This window comes from Alphaproteobacteria bacterium (genome assembly GCA_040218575.1).
Taxonomy (GTDB): Bacteria; Pseudomonadota; Alphaproteobacteria; order JAVJRE01; family JAVJRE01; genus JAVJRE01.
This window is the reverse complement of record JAVJRE010000007.1, coordinates 545285-564591: the sequence shown is the minus strand read 5'-3', so window position 1 is coordinate 564591 and position 19307 is coordinate 545285. Positions and strand designations below refer to the sequence as shown.

15 protein-coding genes are annotated in these 19307 nt (G+C 66.6%); 9 read left to right on the top strand and 6 right to left on the bottom strand.

Annotation, left to right across the window (positions count from 1 at the left end; genetic code table 11):
• The first annotated feature begins 30 nt into the window (after nucleotides 1-30).
• From RIE31_11970 to RIE31_11960, 3 genes are all read left to right on the top strand, one after another.
• Complete coding sequence (locus tag RIE31_11970; protein ID MEQ8641302.1) at nucleotides 31-774, top strand: hypothetical protein; 744 nt, start codon at nucleotides 31-33, stop codon at nucleotides 772-774.
• A 233-nt stretch (nucleotides 775-1007) separates the two neighbouring features.
• A complete protein-coding gene (locus RIE31_11965; protein ID MEQ8641301.1) occupies nucleotides 1008-1487 on the top strand; it encodes an FKBP-type peptidyl-prolyl cis-trans isomerase in 480 nt (159 codons plus the stop codon).
• A gap of 161 nt (nucleotides 1488-1648) precedes the next feature.
• Nucleotides 1649-3460: a HAMP domain-containing sensor histidine kinase gene (locus RIE31_11960; GenBank protein ID MEQ8641300.1), complete on the top strand. Its 1812-nt coding sequence runs from the start codon at nucleotides 1649-1651 to the stop codon at nucleotides 3458-3460.
• On the opposite strand, the gene gpmA is transcribed toward RIE31_11960, so the two are convergent.
• Nucleotides 3457-4179, bottom strand: coding sequence for a 2,3-diphosphoglycerate-dependent phosphoglycerate mutase (gene gpmA / locus RIE31_11955; GenBank protein ID MEQ8641299.1), 723 nt, complete (start codon nucleotides 4177-4179; stop codon nucleotides 3457-3459). The two genes, RIE31_11960 and gpmA, sit on opposite strands and share 4 nt — an antisense overlap.
• A 93-nt stretch (nucleotides 4180-4272) precedes the next feature.
• Nucleotides 4273-5049: a peroxide stress protein YaaA gene (gene yaaA / locus RIE31_11950; protein MEQ8641298.1), complete on the bottom strand. Its 777-nt coding sequence runs from the start codon at nucleotides 5047-5049 to the stop codon at nucleotides 4273-4275.
• 266 nt (nucleotides 5050-5315) lie between these two features.
• Here yaaA and RIE31_11945 point away from each other — a divergent pair, with 266 nt between their 5' ends.
• Together RIE31_11945 and RIE31_11940 are read left to right on the top strand one after the other, a co-directional pair.
• Nucleotides 5316-5990, top strand: a complete 675-nt coding sequence (locus tag RIE31_11945) for a hypothetical protein (protein MEQ8641297.1) — start codon at nucleotides 5316-5318, stop codon at nucleotides 5988-5990.
• Between the two features lie 183 nt (nucleotides 5991-6173).
• Nucleotides 6174-7709: a trimethylamine methyltransferase family protein gene (locus RIE31_11940; protein MEQ8641296.1), complete on the top strand. Its 1536-nt coding sequence runs from the start codon at nucleotides 6174-6176 to the stop codon at nucleotides 7707-7709.
• A 43-nt stretch (nucleotides 7710-7752) separates the two neighbouring features.
• On the opposite strand, the gene RIE31_11935 is transcribed toward RIE31_11940, so the two are convergent.
• Genes RIE31_11935 through RIE31_11925 form a run of 3 tightly spaced genes read right to left on the bottom strand, consistent with a single transcriptional unit; the run spans nucleotide 7753 to nucleotide 10548 of the window.
• The gene (locus RIE31_11935; protein ID MEQ8641295.1) at nucleotides 7753-8679 is read right to left on the bottom strand and encodes a polysaccharide deacetylase family protein; all 927 of its coding nucleotides are present in this window, start codon (nucleotides 8677-8679) and stop codon (nucleotides 7753-7755) included.
• Nucleotides 8679-9596 (bottom strand): polysaccharide deacetylase family protein, encoded by a 918-nt coding sequence (locus RIE31_11930; GenBank protein ID MEQ8641294.1) that lies wholly within the window; start codon nucleotides 9594-9596, stop codon nucleotides 8679-8681. The genes RIE31_11935 and RIE31_11930 overlap by 1 nt, the downstream gene beginning before the upstream one ends.
• A gap of 4 nt (nucleotides 9597-9600) precedes the next feature.
• A complete protein-coding gene (locus RIE31_11925; GenBank protein MEQ8641293.1) occupies nucleotides 9601-10548 on the bottom strand; it encodes a polysaccharide deacetylase family protein in 948 nt (315 codons plus the stop codon).
• A gap of 153 nt (nucleotides 10549-10701) precedes the next feature.
• Between RIE31_11925 and RIE31_11920 the strand changes: the two genes are divergently transcribed.
• The 3 genes from RIE31_11920 to RIE31_11910 are packed head-to-tail and all read left to right on the top strand — an operon-like array spanning nucleotide 10702 to nucleotide 16104.
• Entirely contained in the window at nucleotides 10702-14220 is a 3519-nt protein-coding gene (locus RIE31_11920) for an FAD-dependent oxidoreductase (protein MEQ8641292.1), read from the top strand.
• Nucleotides 14217-15140, top strand: coding sequence for a fatty acid desaturase (locus RIE31_11915; GenBank protein MEQ8641291.1), 924 nt, complete (start codon nucleotides 14217-14219; stop codon nucleotides 15138-15140). The genes RIE31_11920 and RIE31_11915 overlap by 4 nt, the downstream gene beginning before the upstream one ends.
• A 22-nt stretch (nucleotides 15141-15162) precedes the next feature.
• Nucleotides 15163-16104 (top strand): D-2-hydroxyacid dehydrogenase, encoded by a 942-nt coding sequence (locus tag RIE31_11910; GenBank protein MEQ8641290.1) that lies wholly within the window; start codon nucleotides 15163-15165, stop codon nucleotides 16102-16104.
• A 78-nt stretch (nucleotides 16105-16182) separates the two neighbouring features.
• On the opposite strand, the gene RIE31_11905 is transcribed toward RIE31_11910, so the two are convergent.
• Nucleotides 16183-17769, bottom strand: a complete 1587-nt coding sequence (locus RIE31_11905) for a trimethylamine methyltransferase family protein (protein ID MEQ8641289.1) — start codon at nucleotides 17767-17769, stop codon at nucleotides 16183-16185.
• Nucleotides 17770-18054: 285 nt separating this feature from the next.
• Here RIE31_11905 and RIE31_11900 point away from each other — a divergent pair, with 285 nt between their 5' ends.
• Nucleotides 18055-19305 (top strand): sarcosine oxidase subunit beta family protein, encoded by a 1251-nt coding sequence (locus tag RIE31_11900; GenBank protein ID MEQ8641288.1) that lies wholly within the window; start codon nucleotides 18055-18057, stop codon nucleotides 19303-19305.
• The last annotated feature ends 2 nt before the right edge of the window (nucleotides 19306-19307 follow it).

The following is a 19307-nucleotide window of genomic DNA, read 5'->3' as shown; positions in this document are numbered from 1 at the left end:
TCCCCAACCGAGTAAACAGCCCCGAACGATATGCCAAGCGAAGCAATCCCTGAGAATCTCAAGTGCCTGCATACCCAGGAGGAACAACTACGCGAGAAGGCGCTGGCTCTGGTTAAGTCTGATGACCGCCTCTCCATACACCTTTTTGTCGTTGAAAGTGCGATGGATTTGGCTGACGTACTTCGACAATTTGAGACCGATGAGGAGGATATGAAGGTAGTTCAGATTCTCGGGATGCGAATGTTCAATGCGTTTGGCGCAAGCCTCAAGTTAGCGCTCTCCGGCTATGTGCAAAACAGCACTCTGATCATGCGCGACGTTTTGGAAACGGTCTTTCTTCTGGATTTATTCAAGACAGACCGAAACGCCATCAAGCGCTGGCGGTTTGCCGACAAACGAGAACGTATGAAAGAGTTCGCTCCAGTTAAAGTGAGAGATGCCCTAGACAAGCGTGACGGATTTAAGAGTGGGAGGCGCACGGAACTTTACGCACAGTTTTCTGAACTCGCAGGTCATCCGAGTATGAAATCGGTACACATGATGTGTCCAGAGAAGGGTAGCGATGCCGTGATTGGCCCCTTCATGGAGGCCACCGCGCTTGAAGCTGTTTTGTCAGAAATGGGACGTCTTGCCATTCAGGCTGGCGAGCATTTGGCTGCTTTCTTCCCGCCAGAGTGGGGCCACGGTAAGTGCTCGCGCGATGCCTTTACTAGAGTGAAGCTGGAATGGATTGGCAGATTCTACCCCCAGGCAACATCGCTAGGAGAGAGGTGACTGCCGCTCCGGGCGCAAAATGAGATAGCACCTCACGCAGCCGCGCCATGCCCGTCATCCTCAGGTGACGGGCATGGCGCGGCCAGCGGTGGGCGGATAGGCTCTTGCGGTGGCGTTCCGCCGGTTGCGCCGTAACACTTTGCCGCTCACATTGGCGCTGCACCCAGTGCGTTGCTGGCCAGCCCAACTCTCAACACACCTCCCCCCCAACGAACAGTCCCGGGAGTCACCTCATGCCACGCGGTCAGGCAACCCTTCTGATCCTCGCCGTTCTGGCGGCCATCGTCGCCATCGGTATCTACGCCTTTCGCGTCACCGACGGCGGCGGCCGGATGGACGGCGCCCAGGACGGCGCAGCGAGCAGCACCATGGCGGCGCCGGCGGACCTGCTGGTGAGTGACGATGCGGCGGGCGAAGGCGCGGTGGCCGAAGCCGGCCAGCGGGTGCGGGTCCATTATACGGGCTGGCTGTATCGCGACGGCGCGCGCGGCGAAAAGTTCGACAGCTCGCTGGATCGCGGCGAGCCCTTCAGCTTTGTCCTGGGTAGCGGCCAGGTCATCCGCGGCTGGGACCAGGGAGTCGCCGGCATGGCCGTGGGCGGCAAGCGGACCCTGATCATTCCGCCGCATCTGGCCTATGGCGCGCGCGGCCGCGGGCCGATCCCGCCCGACGCCACCCTGCTGTTCGAGGTGGAGCTGCTGGAGGTGCAGTAGGCCGGGCCTGTCCCTCCGGCGGGGGCAAAGCAGAGAATTTTGTGAACCAGTTAACATCGCTTAAGGAATAGTTGGTCAGTCTGGCGCAGCTTAGAACCCTTGCCTGCCGCCTGACCGGACCCCATGACCCTATTCCCCCTATTCCTGTGACAGCCTGCCCCATGCCAGCCTCCCCCACGCTTGTTTCCAACATGCCAGTTTCCACCACGCCTGTTTCCACCACGGGCGCTCCGGCCATTCCTGCCTGCGCCCCGCTGGCCAATGTCGATGCGTCCGACGAGGGGCAATCCACCGTATTGCGGACAGCCGCGTGGCCGGGCGCGGCGCAGTCCCCGGCCGGTAGACCGGCCACGGGGCCAGCCGCCAGCGATTCAGACGACGAGCTCAGTCCGGCCAATCCGGACGGACTGGCCGGTGCGCGTTCCAAGCTGCTGCGTTTTCGTCTTGAAGGCATGTGGGGCCGCGTCGCGGTCGTTCTGGCCAATCCGCTGGGCACCGGGCTGGTCGTCGCCTTGTTTCAGGACAGTGCGCCGCAGAACGGCCTGCTGATCTGGCTTGCGGCGGCAGTGGCGGCGGCGGCGGTGCGCATCGCCCACCTGCACAGTGTCGCCGGCCGGGCCTTTGCCCTGCGCGGCGCGGCGCGGCGGCGGGCCTATCGGGTCGCGGTCGCCGGCGCTACCGCCTCGGGCCTGGTGTGGGGCATCGGTGCGGCGTGGCTGGTGATGACCGTGCCTGGCCTGACCCCGGTCCTGCTGCTGGCGGTCATCCTGATCGGCATGACCATGGGCGCGCTGGCGTCATCCATTGGCGCGCTGGCCCCGTTCATGGGCTATCAGCTCGGTGCGCTGCTGCCGTTCGCGGCCGGATTGATGACCTGTCCCAGCCCGTGCCGTGAGATCGGCTTCTTCGCGCTGATGTATGCGGCGGTTCTGACTTATCTGGGGCGCAACATGGCGCGCCAGGCGCGGCGGGCGGAAGAAGCCCGCATCCGCATCGATCGTCTGGCCCGCCGGCTGTCGCGGATGCGCCGTGATCTGGTTCTGGAGCGGCGCGAGCGCTGGCGTGTTCTGGCCCACCTCAGCCACGAGCTGCGTACGCCGCTGAACGCGGTCAACGGGTTTGCCGATCTGATGGCCGAGGAGACCATGGGGCCGCTGGGCATGCCGGTCTACAAGGACTATGCCCGCAGCATTTCCCGCAGCAGCGGCCAACTGGTCGAGATGGTGGATCGTCTGACCCAACTGGCCGCGGCGGAAACCAGCGGCCTGGCGCTGACCATGCATCGCACGGATATCGAGAGCCTGGCCCGTGAAACCCTCGGCCGCTTCGCCCGCGCCGCGGTGGCGCGGGGTGTCACCCTGCGCGTCCATGCGGACAGCGCGATGCCGGCGGTGGCCAGCGATGCCACCCGTCTGGGCGAGGCGCTTGCGGCCCTTCTGGAAAACGCCATCGATCATTCGCCGCCGGGCGGCCAGGTGGTCGTGCGGCTGACGCAGGAAAGTGACGGGCGCGGTGTGCGTGGCGTTTGCCTGGCGGTGGTGGACACCGGCAGCGGCATGAGCGCGGAAGACCTGGAACGCGCCATCCTGCCTTTTGCCAGGCTGCGCGACCCGTCGTCGGCTGGCGCGTCGGGCATCGGCATCGGTCTGACCTATGCGCGACGCGTGGCGGCGCTGCATGGCGGCCGGCTGGACATCGACTCGGCGCCGGGTGTGGGCACCCGCGCCAGCCTGTGGGTGCCGCTGGCCGCCGGCAGCGCCGTCGCGCCGCAGGCCAGCGAGGCCGGCCCCGACGATTCATCAACCGCAAATGGCGCCCCAAATGACGCCCCAAATGACGCCTATGATGAAGCGGACGACGCAGACGACGGGGACAGTCCGGACGACGGGGCGCGGCACAGCCGGACCGTCGGCGCCCGCGAACGCCGCGAGCGTTTCGTGGCCTCCGGGTCCGTCGCTCCCGGATCGCCCTAGTCGGCGGTCGGCGCCGCCAGGGGCGGTGCCTCGTGCAGATAGCCGTGGGACAGCGGCTGCATGGCATCGTCCAGTTCATAGACCAGCGGCCGGCCGGTCGGAATCTCCAGGGCCGGCACATCCTCCGGCGACATGCGGTCAATATGCATGATGAGGGCGCGCAGGCTGTTGCCGTGGGCCGAGATCAGGACCGTGCGCCCGCCGCGCAGGGCGGGGACGATCTGGCCGTCCCACACCGGCACCACGCGCTTGACCGTATCGGCCAGACTCTCGGTGGCCGGCCATGCCGCCGGGCCGAGATCCGCATAGCGCGGGTCCAGCCGGGGAAAGCGCGGATCGTCCTCGGCCAGGGGGGGCGGGCGCTCGCCATAGCTGCGACGCCAGGCGCGTACCAGGTCCAGACCGACTTCCGCCGCTACCTCTGACCGCAGCCGTCCCTGCAGCGCGCCGTAGTGCCGTTCGTTGAGCCGCCAGTCGCGGATCACCGGCAGCCACATGAGGTCCATCTGCTCCATGACGATCCACAGGGTGCGAATGGCGCGGCGCAGATACGAGGTAAAGCAGACGCCCGGCGTGATGTGGTTGCGACGCAGCAGCGCGGCCGCGTGCTCGGCCTCTCGCACGCCGGTTTCGGTCAGGTCCACGTCAGCCCAGCCGGTGAACCGCTTTTCGTGATTCCACTGGCTTTGGCCGTGACGCAGGAGGACCAGACGGGGCATCGGCAGCCTTCAACGGATGGCGGGGGCCGGCGCGGGGCAGGCGGGTTCAGACGAACGCAGGTGGGGCGACAATTCCCCGAACCGCCGGTCGGGTCAATCGCCCTTGCGCAGAAAGATCCACTGGCTGTCATCGGACAGGGTCGACTGATAGCGGTAGCCGCCGTCACGGAAATCGCGCAGGCCGGCCGTCTCATTGATGCGCTGGCGGACGATGTAGCGGGCCATCATGCCGCGCGCCTTCTTGGCCGGAAATCCCTCGCTTTTGATCTTGTCGCCATAGCGAATTTTGAAGACCGGGGTAACCACCGGCAGGTCGAGAGCGGCCTGCGGCAGAGCGCGGAAATATTCATTGGAGGCCAGGTTGACGATGGTCCGATCACCGTCACTGGCGGCCACCGCCTTGCGCGCCGCCGCCGCCAGCTTGTCGCCCCAGAAATCGTAAAGAGTGGCGCCGCGGTCGGTCTTCAGACGGGTGCCCATTTCCAGACGATAGGGCTCTATGGCGTCGAGCGGCCGCAGCAGACCATAGAGGCCGGAGAGAATGCGCACATGGTCCTGCGCGAAGGCCAGATCCTCGGCAGTGAAATCATCCGCGGCCAGACCAAGATAGGTGTCGCCGCGAAAAGCGCGGATGGCCGGCTGCGCCGCCGCCCGCGACGCCTTGTCGCCCAGTGCCTGGAACCGTTCGCGAGTGAGGTCGGCCAGAGACTCGCTGAGCCGCATCAGGCGCGCGATGTCGGACCGTTTTAACTGTTTGACCCGCTGCACCAGCTCCGCGCTGTCACGGGAGAGCGCCGGTCGGGTCGGCGCCAGCGGCAGCGGCGCCGGCGTGAAATCCAGCTTCTTGGCGGGTGACAGGATGACCAGCATGGAGCCTCACAGGTGATGCGGGGGTGCGGCGCAAACATGGCCGGGTGGCCAATGGCCGGGAAGACGGCCATGGTCGCGCAAGCGGCCCGGCCAAGACAAGGGCGGTGGACGCAATCGGGCCGAATCAGGGCCCGGTGCCGGACAGCGCGGCGGCCGGCCGAAGGGCACCGGGAGCGGATGGTGAGGCTTTCCAAAGCTTCGCGGAATGTCGTAGGGTGCCACCCTGAGGGGCCCCGCGGGGGGAGTAACTATAAAAGGTCGGACCTATGAGCAGGAAGATCAGAAACATTTCGTCGCTTCTGGCGGCACCAGTCGTGGTGATCGGCCTTATGCTGGGGGCGGGGCAGGCCTCGGCCCAGGAGGCGCACGCCCACATCGGTCACATTACGACCACATGGGCGCTGGCGCCGAACCAACTGGGTCTTTTGCCGGCGGCCAATGCGGAAGCCTTCATGGCTCTGTCGCAGGCCGGCCTGATGGTGGCCAATCTGTCGGACCTGGCGAAGGCGCAGGAGCATGCGCGCAACGTCATCCACGCCATTGACCCGGCGTTCCAGGCGGAAGGTCCGGCGCTGAACTACGGCGTGCGCGCCGCGGCGCAGGACATCATCACCCACGTCAATCTGGCGGCGGCCAGTCCCGATGCCAGTGACAATGTGAAACTGCATGCCGAGCATGTGGCGACCAGCGCGCAGAACGTCATCGAGCGTTCGGAACTGCTGGTGGCGCAGGCTCTGGGCGTTCTGGCGGCCAGTTCCAGCCGGCAGGCGGCGCCCTTCGCCCGCGCGGCGGCGACCCTGGCCGATCAGATCATCGTCGGCGTCGACGTCAATGGCGATGGCCAGATCACATGGGCTGCCGGTGAGGGCGGCCTCAACCAGGTCAGCCAGCACATGGATCTGATGGTTGCCGGCGAAGACATGATGATGTCGGACCAGTAGACCTGTTGCGCCGGCCATCGGCCGGCAACAAGCAGAACAGAGGCGCCGCGGCCGGCTTGGCCGCGGCGCCTTTTTTTGGTGGGGCAGGCGGGTTGGCGGCGGATCGCGCCAGGGCCTTGCCCGCGGTCCGGTGCGCGGTCATCGTGCGGTCGGACACGCCAGAAGATATGTGAGGAGAGCCCCATGACCCGCACCCCCGCCGCCGGCCGCCGCCGCCGCCAGGACGCCCGCCCCACCGGCCTTACGGTCCGCCAGTTGCCGGCGCGTCGCCTGCGCCACCAATGGGAGCCCATGCGGGTCCTGAGCGACGATCAGATCGAGGACATCCACCGGGCCAGCCTCAGGGTGCTGAAGGAGACCGGCGTCGAGGTCATGGATCCGGAAGCCTGCCGGATTCTCCACGCGGCCGGCTGTGCCGTGAACCACACTACCGGTCGGGTGCGGTTCGAGGCGGACTTCATCGAGACCCAGATCGCCAAGGCGCCATCATCCTGGACCCACCGGGCCCGCAATCCTGAGCGGTCGGTGGAAATAGGCGGCCCTAATCTGGTGTTCAGTCCGGTCGGCGGTCCCGCCTTCATGAGCACCCTGGACATCCCGCGCCGGCGCGGCACCCATGCGGAGTGCCAGGACTTCCTGCGTCTGACCCAGCACCTCAATATCCTGCACCGGGCGGGCTCCGGCTTCGTGCCGCATGACCTGCCGGCGGAGACCCGCGGCTATGACCTGATGCTGGACAGCATCATCCTGGCCGACAAGCCCATGTATGGCGGCGCCTTCGGCCGGGCCGACGCGCGGCGCGGCATCGAGATGGCGGCCATCGCCTTCGGTGAGAGCGAGGAGGCGTTCTGCCGTCATACCAATGTGGATGGCGTGGTCAACATGAACTCGCCGCTGCGTCTCGACAAGGAGATGAGCCAGGGGCTGATTACCCTGGCGCGGCACAATCAGACGGTGATCTTTACGCCGTTTACCCTGGCCGGCGCCATGTGCCCGGTCAGCCTGGAAGGCGCCCTGGTACAGCAGAACGCCGAAGCCCTTATGGGCATTGCCCTGGTGCAGACGGTGCGCGCGGGATCCCCCGTCATGTATGGCGCGTTCACCTCGAACGTGGATATGCGGACCGGCGCACCGGCCTTTGGCACGCCGGAATATACCCGCACCACCATCGCCTCGGGCCAGCTTACCCGGCGCTATGGCGTGCCCTACCGGTCAAGCAATGTGACGGCGTCCAATGCGCCGGATGCCCAGGCGGCCTATGAGGCGGAGATGAGTCTCTGGGGAATTATCCTGGGCCGGGTCAATTTCGTCCTGCACGCCGCCGGCTGGCTGGAAGGCGGCCTCACCGCCAGTTTCGAGAAGCTGATTCTGGACGCGGAAATGCTGCAGATGGTGGCCGAATTCATGAAGCCCTTCGACACCTCGGAGGAAAATCTCGGCGTCGAGGCCATTGCCGGGGTCGGCCCCGGCGGGCATTTCTTCGGCAGCCCGCACACGATTCAGCGATACAACACCGCCTTCTACGAGCCCATGGTCAGCGACTGGCGCAACTTCGAGAACTGGTCGGAGGACGGTGCCCTCACCGCCACCCAGCGGGCCAACGCCATCTGGAAGCAGATGCTCAAGGACTATGAGCAACCGCCCCTGGACCCGGCTATCCGCGAAGAGCTGGAGGCCTATGTGGCCAGGGGCAAGGAAGCGGTGAAGTCCGCCGCGTGACGGCAGATGTCCTAATCTGGCGGCGGGTTGAACCGCCAGGATCCTAGCCCGCCGGCGGGTGGACCCTTCGCCAGTGGTCGGCGATCTGTTCGCGGCGGCAGAACCAGACATCGGGCCTGGCGGTCATGTGGTCGAGCAGGCGGGTCAGGCCGGCGATGCGGCTGGCATGGCCGATCAGCCGGCTATGCAGGCCGACGGTCATCATGCGAGGCCCCATGTCGCGGGCGCCCTCGTCATACAGCCAGTCGAAGTGATCCCTGAGGCAGGTGAAATAGTCGTCGGCGAAGTTGAACCCGGCACCGCGCAAATAGCGCGTGTCGTCGGTGTTGAGAGTCTCGGGAATAACCAGGAAGGGACGGCCCGCCACCGTCACCCACAACGGAATCTCGTCGCTATAGTCGTCGCAGTCATACTCATAGCCAGCCTCCATCGCCAGGCGGCGGGAATTGGGGCTGGGCAGGCCGGCATAGAAGCCACGCGGCCGTTTGCCGGTGAGGCGCGTAATGGCGTCGGTGGCGCGCGCCATCTGCTCGCGCTCCGTATCTTCCGCCATGGTGGCGTGGTCAATCCAGCGCCAGCAGTGATTGACCATGTCGCAATCGGCCTGGCCGAAGGCGGCGGCCACGACGGGATTGAGCTCCAGCGCCCGGCCGACCGCATAGACCGTGAAGGGCAGGTCAAAGCGCCGCAGAATCCTGAGCAGCCGCCAGACACCGATGCGCGCGCCGAAGTCATAGAAGGACTCCATGTTCTGGTCGCGCCGGCCGATCATCGGCTGCGGGTTGTATAGGTCCGACAGGCGGGTTTCCGACTGGCCGTCGCCGTTGAGGATGGTGCGCTCCGCCCCTTCCTCGTAATTGACCACGATATTGACCGCCACACGGGCGCCGCCCCGCCATTGCGGGTCCGGCGGATGCTCACCATAGCCGATCAGGTTGCGCGGATAGTTGTCGTGGCTGTGGATGGTCATCACGGGGCGTCCGGCGGATGGTTGGCGATCCAGTGGTCGGCGATCTGGCTGCGCTGGCAGAACCACACCTTGTCGTGCTTCATCATATAGTCGATGAGGCGGGCCAGCCCGGCGATGCGGCCGGGATGGGCGATGACCCGGCAGTGGAGAAAGACGCTGAGCAGGCGCGGCGTTTCCTCGCCCTCTGCATAGAGCCAGTCGAAGGAGTCCTTCAGGTAGGTGTAGAAGTCGTCGGCCAGGTCAAAGCCGTGGCCGCGGGCATAGCGGGTATCGCCGCTGTTGAGGTTGCCCGGAATGACCAGGAAGGGCTGCTCGCCGACGCGCACCCAATAGGGAATATCGTCGTTATAGGCGTCGCAGTCGAAGTCATAGCCGCCATGGTCCATGACCAGGCGGCGGGTGTTGGGGCTCGGCATGCCGGCGTAATAGCCGCGTGGCCGCTTTCCCGTCAGGCGGGCGATGGCGTCGGTGCCATGGGCGATGTCGGCCCGTTCCGCCTCCTCGGCCATGAGTGAATAGTCGAGCCATCGCCAGCAGTGGTTGACCATGTCGCAATCGGCTTCGCCCAGGGCCGCGGCGGCGGCCGGGTTGAGCTCCAGCGCACGGCCCACCGCATAGGTGGTAAACGGCACACCGCGGGATTCCAGCAAGCGCAGCAACCGCCACACACCGACCCGGCTGCCATACTCATAGGCCGATTCCATGTTCTGATCGCGGCGGCCGATGAGAGGAGCGGGATTGTAGATGTCGGAGAGGCGGGTTTCCGACTGGCCGTCGCCGTTGAGGAGGGTACGCTCGGCCCCTTCTTCATAGTTGAGGACGATATTGACCGCGAGGCGCGCGCCGCCGGGCCAGGGATCGCGCGGCGGATTGGCGCCATAGCCGGTGAGGTCGCGCGGATAGGAATCGATGGTCACAGGCTCAGCCCCCTGTCGCGGTCGGATGGGCAGGCCGGCCGGCCGGTGGGTGAGTGCGCCGCCAGTGATCGGCGATTTCCTCACGGCGGCAGAACCACACGTCCGGTTTGGTCAGCATATAGTCAAGGGTTCGGGTGAGTCCGGCGATGCGGCTGGGATGGCCGATCAGCCGGCTATGCAGGCCGAGCGACATCATGCGCGGTCCCAGGTCACGGTCCGCTTCATCATAGAACCAGTCGAAGGTGTCCTTGAGGACGGTGAAATAGTCGCGGGCAAAATTAAAGCCGTGACCGCGGGCAAATCGCGTGTCGCCATTGTTGAGGCTGGCCGGCAGGACGAGGAAGGGGCTGCCGCCGAGGTCCACCCAGAACGGGATCTCGTCGCTGTAGTCGTCGCTGTCATAGTCATAGCCTGCCGCCATGATCAGGCGACGGGTGTTGGGGCTTGGCATTCCGGCGTAGAAGCCGCGCGGCCGCTTGCCGGTGGTGCGGGTAATGACGTCGGTGCCGTGGGCGATCTGCTGGCGTTCGGTGTCTTCCGCCATCAGGGAGTGATCAATCCAGCGGTAGCAGTGATTGACCATGTCGCAATTGCCCCGGCCGAATGCTTCCGCCACGGCGGGGTTGAGTTCCAATGCCCTGCCCACCGCGTACACCGTGTAGGGCAGGTCATAGCGGCGGAGGATTTTCAGCAGACGCCAGACGCCGACCCGGCTGCCGAAGTCGTAGGCCGATTCCATGTTCTGGTCGCGCAGGCCTATGCGCGGCGCCGGGTTGTAGAGGTCCGACAGGCGGGTTTCCGACTGGCCGTCGCCATTGAGGATGGTACGTTCGGCCCCTTCCTCATAGTTGATGACGATATTGACGGCGATGCGCGCGCCGCCCGGCCAGCGCGGGTCCGGCGGGTGTTCGCCATAGCCGGTCAGATTGCGCGGATAACTGTCGATGGCCATGGCTGCCTCGGATTAGCGGGTGCCGCATCACTCTAGGCAAGGGCGGGCAGGGCGAAAATCCCGGCCGTCGCGCATTGCCGGGGCCGCTTGCCGGCCATAGTTTACCGGCCGAATGCCGCACGCCGCTTACAAGCCGGGGCCAGCGCCTGTCTCATGTCCGAACTCACGCTCGCCCACGGCCTGGCATTTGCCGATCTATATGACGATACGGGTCTGGGCCGCATCGACGCCCTGTTTGTCGAGCATCTGAACGCCGCCGACGACGGTCTGGCGGCGCAGATGGCGGCCGGCCGGGCCGATCCGGACAGTTTGGATGACAAGGCGGAATCCGACCTGCTGATTGCCCTGGCGCCGCACCTGGAGGATTTTCTGGCCGGCCTGTTCGCCATTACGGCGGAGGCCGGAGCCCTTGCCGCGCGCCACCACGAGCTGGCGCCGCTCTACCGGTGCAAGCGGCTGTTCGTGCAGCGCCGCGCCGCGCGCCAGGTAAAGCCAGCCGAGGCCCTGACCCTGGATGGCACGGTCCTGCGGGAGGGACTGGCGGCAGTGCTGGGGCCGGATTTCGGCGAACCGGATTTCGCCGGCGCGGTCATGGGCTGGCTGGACGACGAGGCGGCGCACACCGAGCGGCTGGACCTGGCGACCCGCTATGCCGGTTGGGCCCTGTTTCATCCGGAAGGGCGGGCCCGGCATGGCGACGGCGTGCTGTTCCAGGTGCCGGAAAAAGTGGACGGGTCCGATCTGGTGCCGGATGCCGTGCGCGCCTGTGACCAGGATGCGGACGTCGCCGCGTGGCGTCTGGCCGACGGTCATCTGCGGCGGCGTGAGGGCTTTGGCCTGACCGATCCGGGCTTTGACCTGACCCATGCGCTGGACGAGACCAACTACTGCATCTGGTGCCACAACCAGGGCCGCGACTCGTGCGCGCGTGGCCTCCGCGACCGGCGCAGCGGCGCGGTCCTGGAGAATGCTCATGGGGTGCGGCTCAACGGCTGTCCGCTGAGCGAGAAGATCAGCGAGTTCCAGTGGCTGAAAAGCGAGGGCGTACCTATCGGTGCGCTGGCCATGATTGCGGTGGACAACCCGCTGGCCGCGGCCACCGGCCACCGCATCTGCAACGACTGCATGAAGTCGTGCATCTATCAGAAGCAGGCGCCGGTGGACATTCCCCAGGCCGAGACGCGGACGCTGAAGGATGTGCTGGGCCTGCCCTGGGGGTTCGAGATCTACGGCCTGCTGACCCGCTGGAATCCGCTCAATCTGCGGCGGCCGCTGCCGCGCCCGGCGAGCGGTCGCACGGTGCTGGTGGTCGGTCTGGGGCCGGCCGGGTTCAATCTGGCGCACCACCTTCTTAACGACGGCCACCGGGTGGTGGCGGTGGACGGCCTGAAGATCGAGCCGCTTGCGGCGGACCTGTCGGGGGTGGCGGCGGATGGATCGCGGGTGCCGTTCCGCCCGGTGCGCGACCTGGCGGAGCTGGCCGAACCGCTGGCCAGCCGCGTCATGGCCGGCTTCGGCGGCGTGGCGGAATACGGCATCACCGTGCGCTGGGACAAGAACTTCCTGAAGATCATCCGGCTTTGCCTGGAGCGCCGCCGTCCGTTCGCCATGTTCGGCGGTGTGCGGTTCGGCGGAACCCTGACCACCGAGGATGCCTTCGCTCTGGGCTTCGATCATATTGCGCTTTGCGCCGGCGCCGGCCGGCCGACCATCCTGGACATGCCGAACGGTCTGGCGCGCGGTGTGCGTGCGGCGTCGGACTTTCTGATGGCGCTGCAACTGACCGGCGCGGCGCGCGCGGATTCCATTGCCAATCTGCAACTGCGGCTGCCGGTGGTGGTGATCGGCGGCGGCCTGACGGCGGTGGATACGGCGACCGAGGCCATGGCCTATTACCCGGTGCAGGTTGAGAAGTTCCTGGACCGTTTCGAGACGCTGACCGCCGAGCGCGGCGAGGATGCGGTGCGCGCCGCGTGGAGCGCCGAAGAAGCGGAGATCGGCGAGGAGTTCCTGGCGCACGGCCGCGCCGTGCGGGCCGAGCGTGCGGCCGCGGCGAAGGAGGGCCGGCCGGCCCGCGTGCGCGAGCTGGTGCAGGGCTGGGGCGGCGCCACAATCGCCTATCGCCGCGGCCTGCATGAGGCGCCGAGCTATACGCTGAACCACGAAGAAGTGCGGCTGGCGCTGGAGGAAGGCATCGCTATTGCGGACGGCCTGACCCCCATCGCGGTGGACAGCGATGCGCAGGGCCACGCCCGGGGGCTGACCTGCACCCGCCAGGCGCCGGGCGGGGATCCGGAGGCCATCACTCTGCCGGCGCGGGCCATTCTGGTGGCCGCCGGCACGCGGCCCAATACGGTTCTGGCGCGCGAGGAGCCGGGCCTCTATCACCTGGAGGGGCGTTTCTTTCAGGCGGTGGACGGGGCCGGCCAGCCGGTGGCGCCGGAGCGCAACGCCAAGCCGGCGACGGTTGAGGTGTTGCTGCACAGGCGCGATGACGGCCGCGCCATCAGCTATTGGGGCGATCTGCATCCGTCCTTCGCCGGCAATGTGGTGAAGGCCATGGGCGGCGCCAAGCAAGGCTTTCCGGTGGTGACGCGGGTTATGGGCGAACAGCCGCCGGTGACGGCAGGGGCCGCAGGGTCGCCGGGGCCGCAGGCCAGCGACCTGTTCGCCCGCCTGAACGGCGATCTGCGCGCCGTGGTCCATGCGGTGAACCGTCTGGCACCGACCATCGTCGAGGTGGTGGTGCGGGCGCCGGCGGCGGCCCGCGCCTTCCGGCCGGGGCAGTTCTTTCGCCTGCAGAACTATGAGAGCCACGCGCGCCGCGACGACGGCACGGTTCTGGCCATGGAAGGGCTGGCGATGACCGGCGCCTGGGTGGATGTGGCGGCCGGGCTGGTCGGCGTGATCGTGCTGGAGATGGGCGGGTCATCGGACCTCTGCGCCCACCTGCAACCGGGTGAGCCGGTGGTGCTGATGGGGCCGACCGGCGAGCCGACGACAATCGCCGCCAAAGAGACGGTGCTGCTGGCCGGCGGCGGTCTCGGCAATGCGGTGCTGTTCTCTATCGGCGCGGCGTTCCGCGCCGCCGGCAGCCGGGTCATCTATTTCGCCGGGTATCGCAACATGGCCGACCGCTACTATGTGGAGCGCATCGAGGCGGCGGCCGATCAGGTGGTGTGGTGCAGCGACCATGCGCCGGGCTTTGCGCCGACGCGCCAGGGCGATCTGTCCTTTGTCGGCAACATCGTGGACGCCATGGTGGCCTATGGCGAAGGGCGGCTGGGTCAGGCCAGCATACCGTTGCAGGCGGTGGACCGGATTATTGCCATCGGCTCCGACCGCATGATGGCGGCCGTGGCGACGGCCCGGCACGGCGCGCTGAAGCCGCACCTCAAGCCTGGCCACCGGGCCATCGGTTCCATTAACTCGCCGATGCAGTGCATGATGAAAGAAATCTGTGCGCAGTGCCTGCAGATTCATCGTGATCCGGCGACTGGCCAGGAGACGGTAGTGTTCTCATGCTTTAATCAGGACCAGCCATTGGACCTGGTGGACTTTTCCTGTCTGCACGAACGGCTGGGGCAGAACAGCGTCCAGGAAAAGCTGACGGCACAGTGGATTGATCGCAGCCTCAAGCGGCTGAACCTACGGGAGGAGGGCCGACCATGAGCAGCGATGCGGCGCCGCCGGTCAATATCCAGACCCTGGTGGGGGCGGAGCGCCTGCGCCGGCTGGAGCGGCTGCGCAACGGTCCGGGGCTGTTGTTCCTGGCTGGCCATTTCGCGGTGCTTGGTCTGAGCGGCGTCCTGGTATGGGCCAGCCGGGACAGCCTGTGGCTATGGCCGGCGATGTTCGTCCATGGGGTGGTGCTGGTGCACCTGTTCGGGCCGCAGCACGAGGCGGCGCACATGACCGCGTTCAAGAGCCGCTGGCTCAATACCGCCGTCAACTGGATCACCGGCGTACTGATTTTTGATCAGCCCACATACTTCCGGCTGGAGCATTCCGCCCATCATCGCTTTACCCAGGACGTGGAGCGCGATCCGGAGCGCATTCCGGCGGCGGACAGTGTTGGCGGCTATTTCTGGTATCTGACCGGCCTGCCGTATTACTGGGCACTGGCGACGACCCTGGTGCGCACGGCTCGCGGCCGCTTCATCAAAAGCGAGGAGGCGTTCATCCCGAAGTCGTGGCGCGGCCGGGTGGCTCGCCACAGCGCCATCATGCTGGCGATCTATGGGGTGGCGATCATCGCATCGGTGGCTCTGATGAGTGATGCCATCCTGGTCTACTGGGCCTTGCCGCTGTTGCTGGGGCAGCCGGTGCAGCGGGCGATCCGCATGACGGAGCATGGCGGATGTGACAAGTCACCGAACTTCCTGCGCAACACCCGCACCACCCTGACCAATCCCGTGCTGCGGTTGCTCGGCTGGAACATGGCCTATCATGCGGAGCATCACGCCATGACCACCGTGCCGTTCTTTCGTCTGGGCCGCGCCCATGACGCGGTGAAGGACCATTTGCAGTTTGTCGCTCGTGGCTATGGCGCGGCGACGGCGGACGTGCTGCGGCGCGCCCGCGGCTCATGACCACGACAAAGCGGAATGGCCTATGAAGGTTCTGATTCACGACGACCGGCCGGACCTTTATCAGGATCTGATGGCCGACCACCTGGCCGGCGATACCACCGCCATCTGCCAGACCTATGACGGACTGGCCGCGGCCGCCGCGGCGGCGCAGCCGGAGGTCGTCTATAGCTGCAAGTTTGCCGGGGTGCCCTATCCCCACGCCGCGATCACCGGGCTGGACAGCGTCAGGTGGATTCACGTGGCGGGGGCGGGCTTCGACCATCTGGAGCCATGGGACCGCGACCGCATGGTCATGACCAACTCGGCGGGCTCGCAGGGCGAGGCCATGGGCCAGTATGTGCTGGGCGCGGTCTATGGCCTGAACTTCCGCTACCACACCTTCCTGCGCCAGCAAGCCGACCATGTGTGGCGCCAGGAAGATGTTCATACGACGCTGGGCAAGACCATGCTGATCGTCGGCCTTGGCCGGATCGGCCGTGTCGTGGCGCGCTATGCGCAGAGTGTCGGCATGACCGTGATCGGCGTCCGCACACGGGCCGAGCCGGTGGCGCCGGTGGACGAGGTGCACGCCATCGCCGACCTAAAGGCGGTGCTGCCGAAGGCCGATTATGTGGTGGTGCTGACGCCGCTCAATGAGACGACGCGCGGTCTGTTCGATGGGGCGGCGCTGGCCGCCATGAAACCGGGCGCCTATCTGATCCATATTGCCCGTGGCGGTATCGTTGACGAGGCGGCGCTGGTGCAGTCGCTGGCCGCCGGCCACCTGGGCGGGGCGGTGGTGGACGTGTTCGATCGTGAGCCGCTGCCGCCGGAGAGTCCGCTGTGGACGGCGCCGAACCTGATCGTGACGCCCCATGTGGCGGCCATCTTCGTCGGCTGGCAGCGCGCCTGTTTCGAGATTTTCGTGCAGAATCTGGCCCTGTGGCGGGACGGCAAGCCGCTGATTAACCGGGTCGGGGCCTAGGGCGCGCGGAAGGTTGACGGCGCCGTCGGCTCCATAGCGGATGGGTATTTTCCGGCGGGATGGCGACCGCTTTCCGTCCTAAATCCCGTCTTTGGCGATCTCTTCCTTGCGCTTTGCCACATAGGCCGCCAGTTCCTCGCGGCGGTCGACCGCCATGGCGGGCTCTTCATATTCGTCCAGGAGCTGCTTCCACAGGGCGGTGGCGCGCTGGGTGGCGGTCAGGCCGCCGGCGATTTCCCAGTTCTCATAGTTGCGCCAGTCCGACAGGAAGGGCGCGTAGAAGGCCGTCTCGTAGCGCGCCATGGTGTGGGGCTCGCCAAAGAAATGCCCGCCCGGCTTGACACCCTTGATGGCCTCGAAGCCCAGCTCGTCCTCGTCGAACTTGACCGGCTTAAGAAACTCCATGACCTGCTGGATCAACTCGGCGTCGAGCATCAGTTTCTCGTAGGAGAAGAGCAGGCCACCTTCCATCCAGCCGGCCCCCTGATAGACGATGTTGGCGCCGCCCAGCACCGCGCCCCACAGCGAATTGAGCGACTCATAGGCGGCCTGGGCGTCCACCGTGTTGGCCGAACAGGCATTGGACGAGCGGTAGGGCAGGTTGTAGCGGCGCGCCAACTGGCCGCCGCCCATGGCGGCAACCATGTATTCCGGCGTGCCGAAGGCCGGCGCGCCCGATTTCATGTCCACGTCCGACACATAGCAGCCATAGGCCACAGGCGAGCCGGGGGCGGCGATCTGGCTCAGCACCACGCCGGTCAGGGCCTCCGCGTTCTGCTGTGACAGGGCGGCCGGTATAGACACCGCCGTCATGGCGCCCATCAGGGTGAAGGGCGTGATGATCGACGGCTGGCCGGCCTTGGCCATGGCGACCAGGCCCTCGGCCATGGGGCCGTCGAAGCGGCGCGGCGAATTGACCGAGATGACCGTGGTGACACCGGGGTCCTTGGCCATCTCATCCACGGTCATGCCACGGGAAATGGCCATCATGTTAATGCCGTCCATGGCGCGGTTGGCGCCGATGGCGGTGGTGTGATAGCTGCGGTCGGTCAGGGTCAGGTTGGCGAAGTAGCAGTCCAGATGGCGGCTTTCTGCCGGCAGATCGATGGGCGCGATGACCTGGTTGCCCACATAGTGGATGCAGTTGAGCTGCTGGGCGATGCGCAGAATGTTCTCAAAATCCTTGAAGTTGGCAGGGCGGCGGCCGCGTTCGGCATCGTGCACGCTGGCCGCACCGGCCATCAGGGAAAAGACGACGCTGTTGTCGCCGATGGTCAGCCGCCGCTCCGGGTTGCGCGACGTCAGCGTGAAGGTGCTGGGCGCCCTGGCCACATACTCCATGACCATGGCGCGGTCGAACTTGACCAGCCCGGTGGAGTCGTTCACATCGGCGCCGGCCTTGCGCAGCATATCCAGGGTCACCGGGTCCATGAACTCGATGCCCAGCTCTTCCAGAATACGCATGGAGTTGTTGTGGATGGCCTCGATCTGGTCCTCGGAGAAGACCTCCACCGGCTTGTAGGGCCGCACCACATTGCGCCAGGGCAATTGGTTGAACAGCCCGGTCTTGCGCGGCCCGCCGCGCGAGCGGGCGCGGACCGGCCGGCTGGAGCGGCCGCGACCGCGTTCGCCGTCGGGAGCCTTGGTGCTGGCGTCGGAAACCATGAGGTATCTCGCTGTTGCAGGGCGGTTGGTCGGGTGCGGGCCTGGGCCGCGAGCGGTCTGGTGCTGCCTGGTTCAACAATCGTGAAGGCAGGTCATGAGGAATGGCTTGTGTGCGGCAAGGACTGTCCGGTTTCCGACAGAGCCCGGGGCGCTCCGTCACAGCCACGCGACGGAGCCATGCGGCGGGGCCATGCGACGGGGCCATACGGCGGGGCCGCGCGCAGCCGGGCCGCGCGCAGCCGGGCGGCGTTTTGGCAGGGCCCGGCCCGTGCTACCAAATCGGCCATGGACCGCTACTCTTTCCTCTCGCTGCTGCGGCACGCGCTGAACGGCCATCAGGGCTGGCGGCCGGCGTGGCGCGAGCCTGACCCGGCGCCATCCTATGACGCGGTGATCGTCGGTGGCGGCGGCCACGGCCTGGCCACCGCCTACTATCTGGCGAAGGAGCATGGCATCACCAATGTGGCGGTGTTGGAGAAAGGCTGGATCGGCGGCGGCAATACGGGCCGCAACACCACCATCATCCGCTCCAACTACCTGTTCGACGAAAGCGCCCACCTGTACGAGCACGCGCTCAAACTGTGGGAGGGACTGAGTCAGGAGCTTAACTTCAACATTATGCTGAGCCAGCGCGGCGTGATGAACCTGGCCCATGACCAGCATGAAGCGCGCGACCTGCGCCGCCGGGTGCACGCCAATCGCCTGAACGGCATCGACTCCGAATGGCTCGACCGGGCCGGCTGCGCCGCCTTCTGTCCGCCGCTGAATACCCGGCCCGACATCCGCTATCCGGTGGTCGGCGCCACCCTGCAGCGGCGTGGCGGCGTGGCGCGCCATGATTCCGTGGCCTGGGGCTATGCCCGCGGCGCCGACCGCAGGGGCGTGGACATCATCCAGAACTGCGAGGTGACCGGTTTTCACATACAGGACGGGCGGGTCGCGGGAGTGGAGACCACGCGCGGCCGCATCCGCGCCGGCAAGGTGGGAATCGTCGCCGCCGGCCACACCAGTGTGCTGGCGACCATGGCCGGTCTGCGGCTGCCCCTGGAAAGCCATCCATTGCAGGCGCTGGTCAGCGAGCCGGTAAAGCCGGTGCTGGACACGGTGGTCATGTCCAACGCGGTGCATGGCTATGTCAGCCAGTCGGACAAGGGCGAATTGGTCATCGGCGCCGGAATAGACCCCTATGTGTCCTACACCCAGCGCGGCGGCTTTGACGTCGTGGCCGATACCATACGGGCCATCGTCGAGTTGTTCCCCATGTTCGGGCGGCTGCGCATGATGCGGCAGTGGGGCGGCATCGTGGACGTGGCGCCGGACGCCAGTCCGATCATCTCGAAGACACCCGTCAAGGGCCTGTATATCAATGGCGGCTGGGGCACCGGCGGGTTCAAGGCGACGCCGGGCAGCGGTCATGTCTTCGCCCATACCATCGCCCGCGACGCGCCGCATCCGCTTAACGCCGCCTACAGCCTGGAGCGGTTTTCCAGCGGCCGGCTGGTGGCCGAGCACGGCGCCGCCGCCGTGGCGCACTAGGG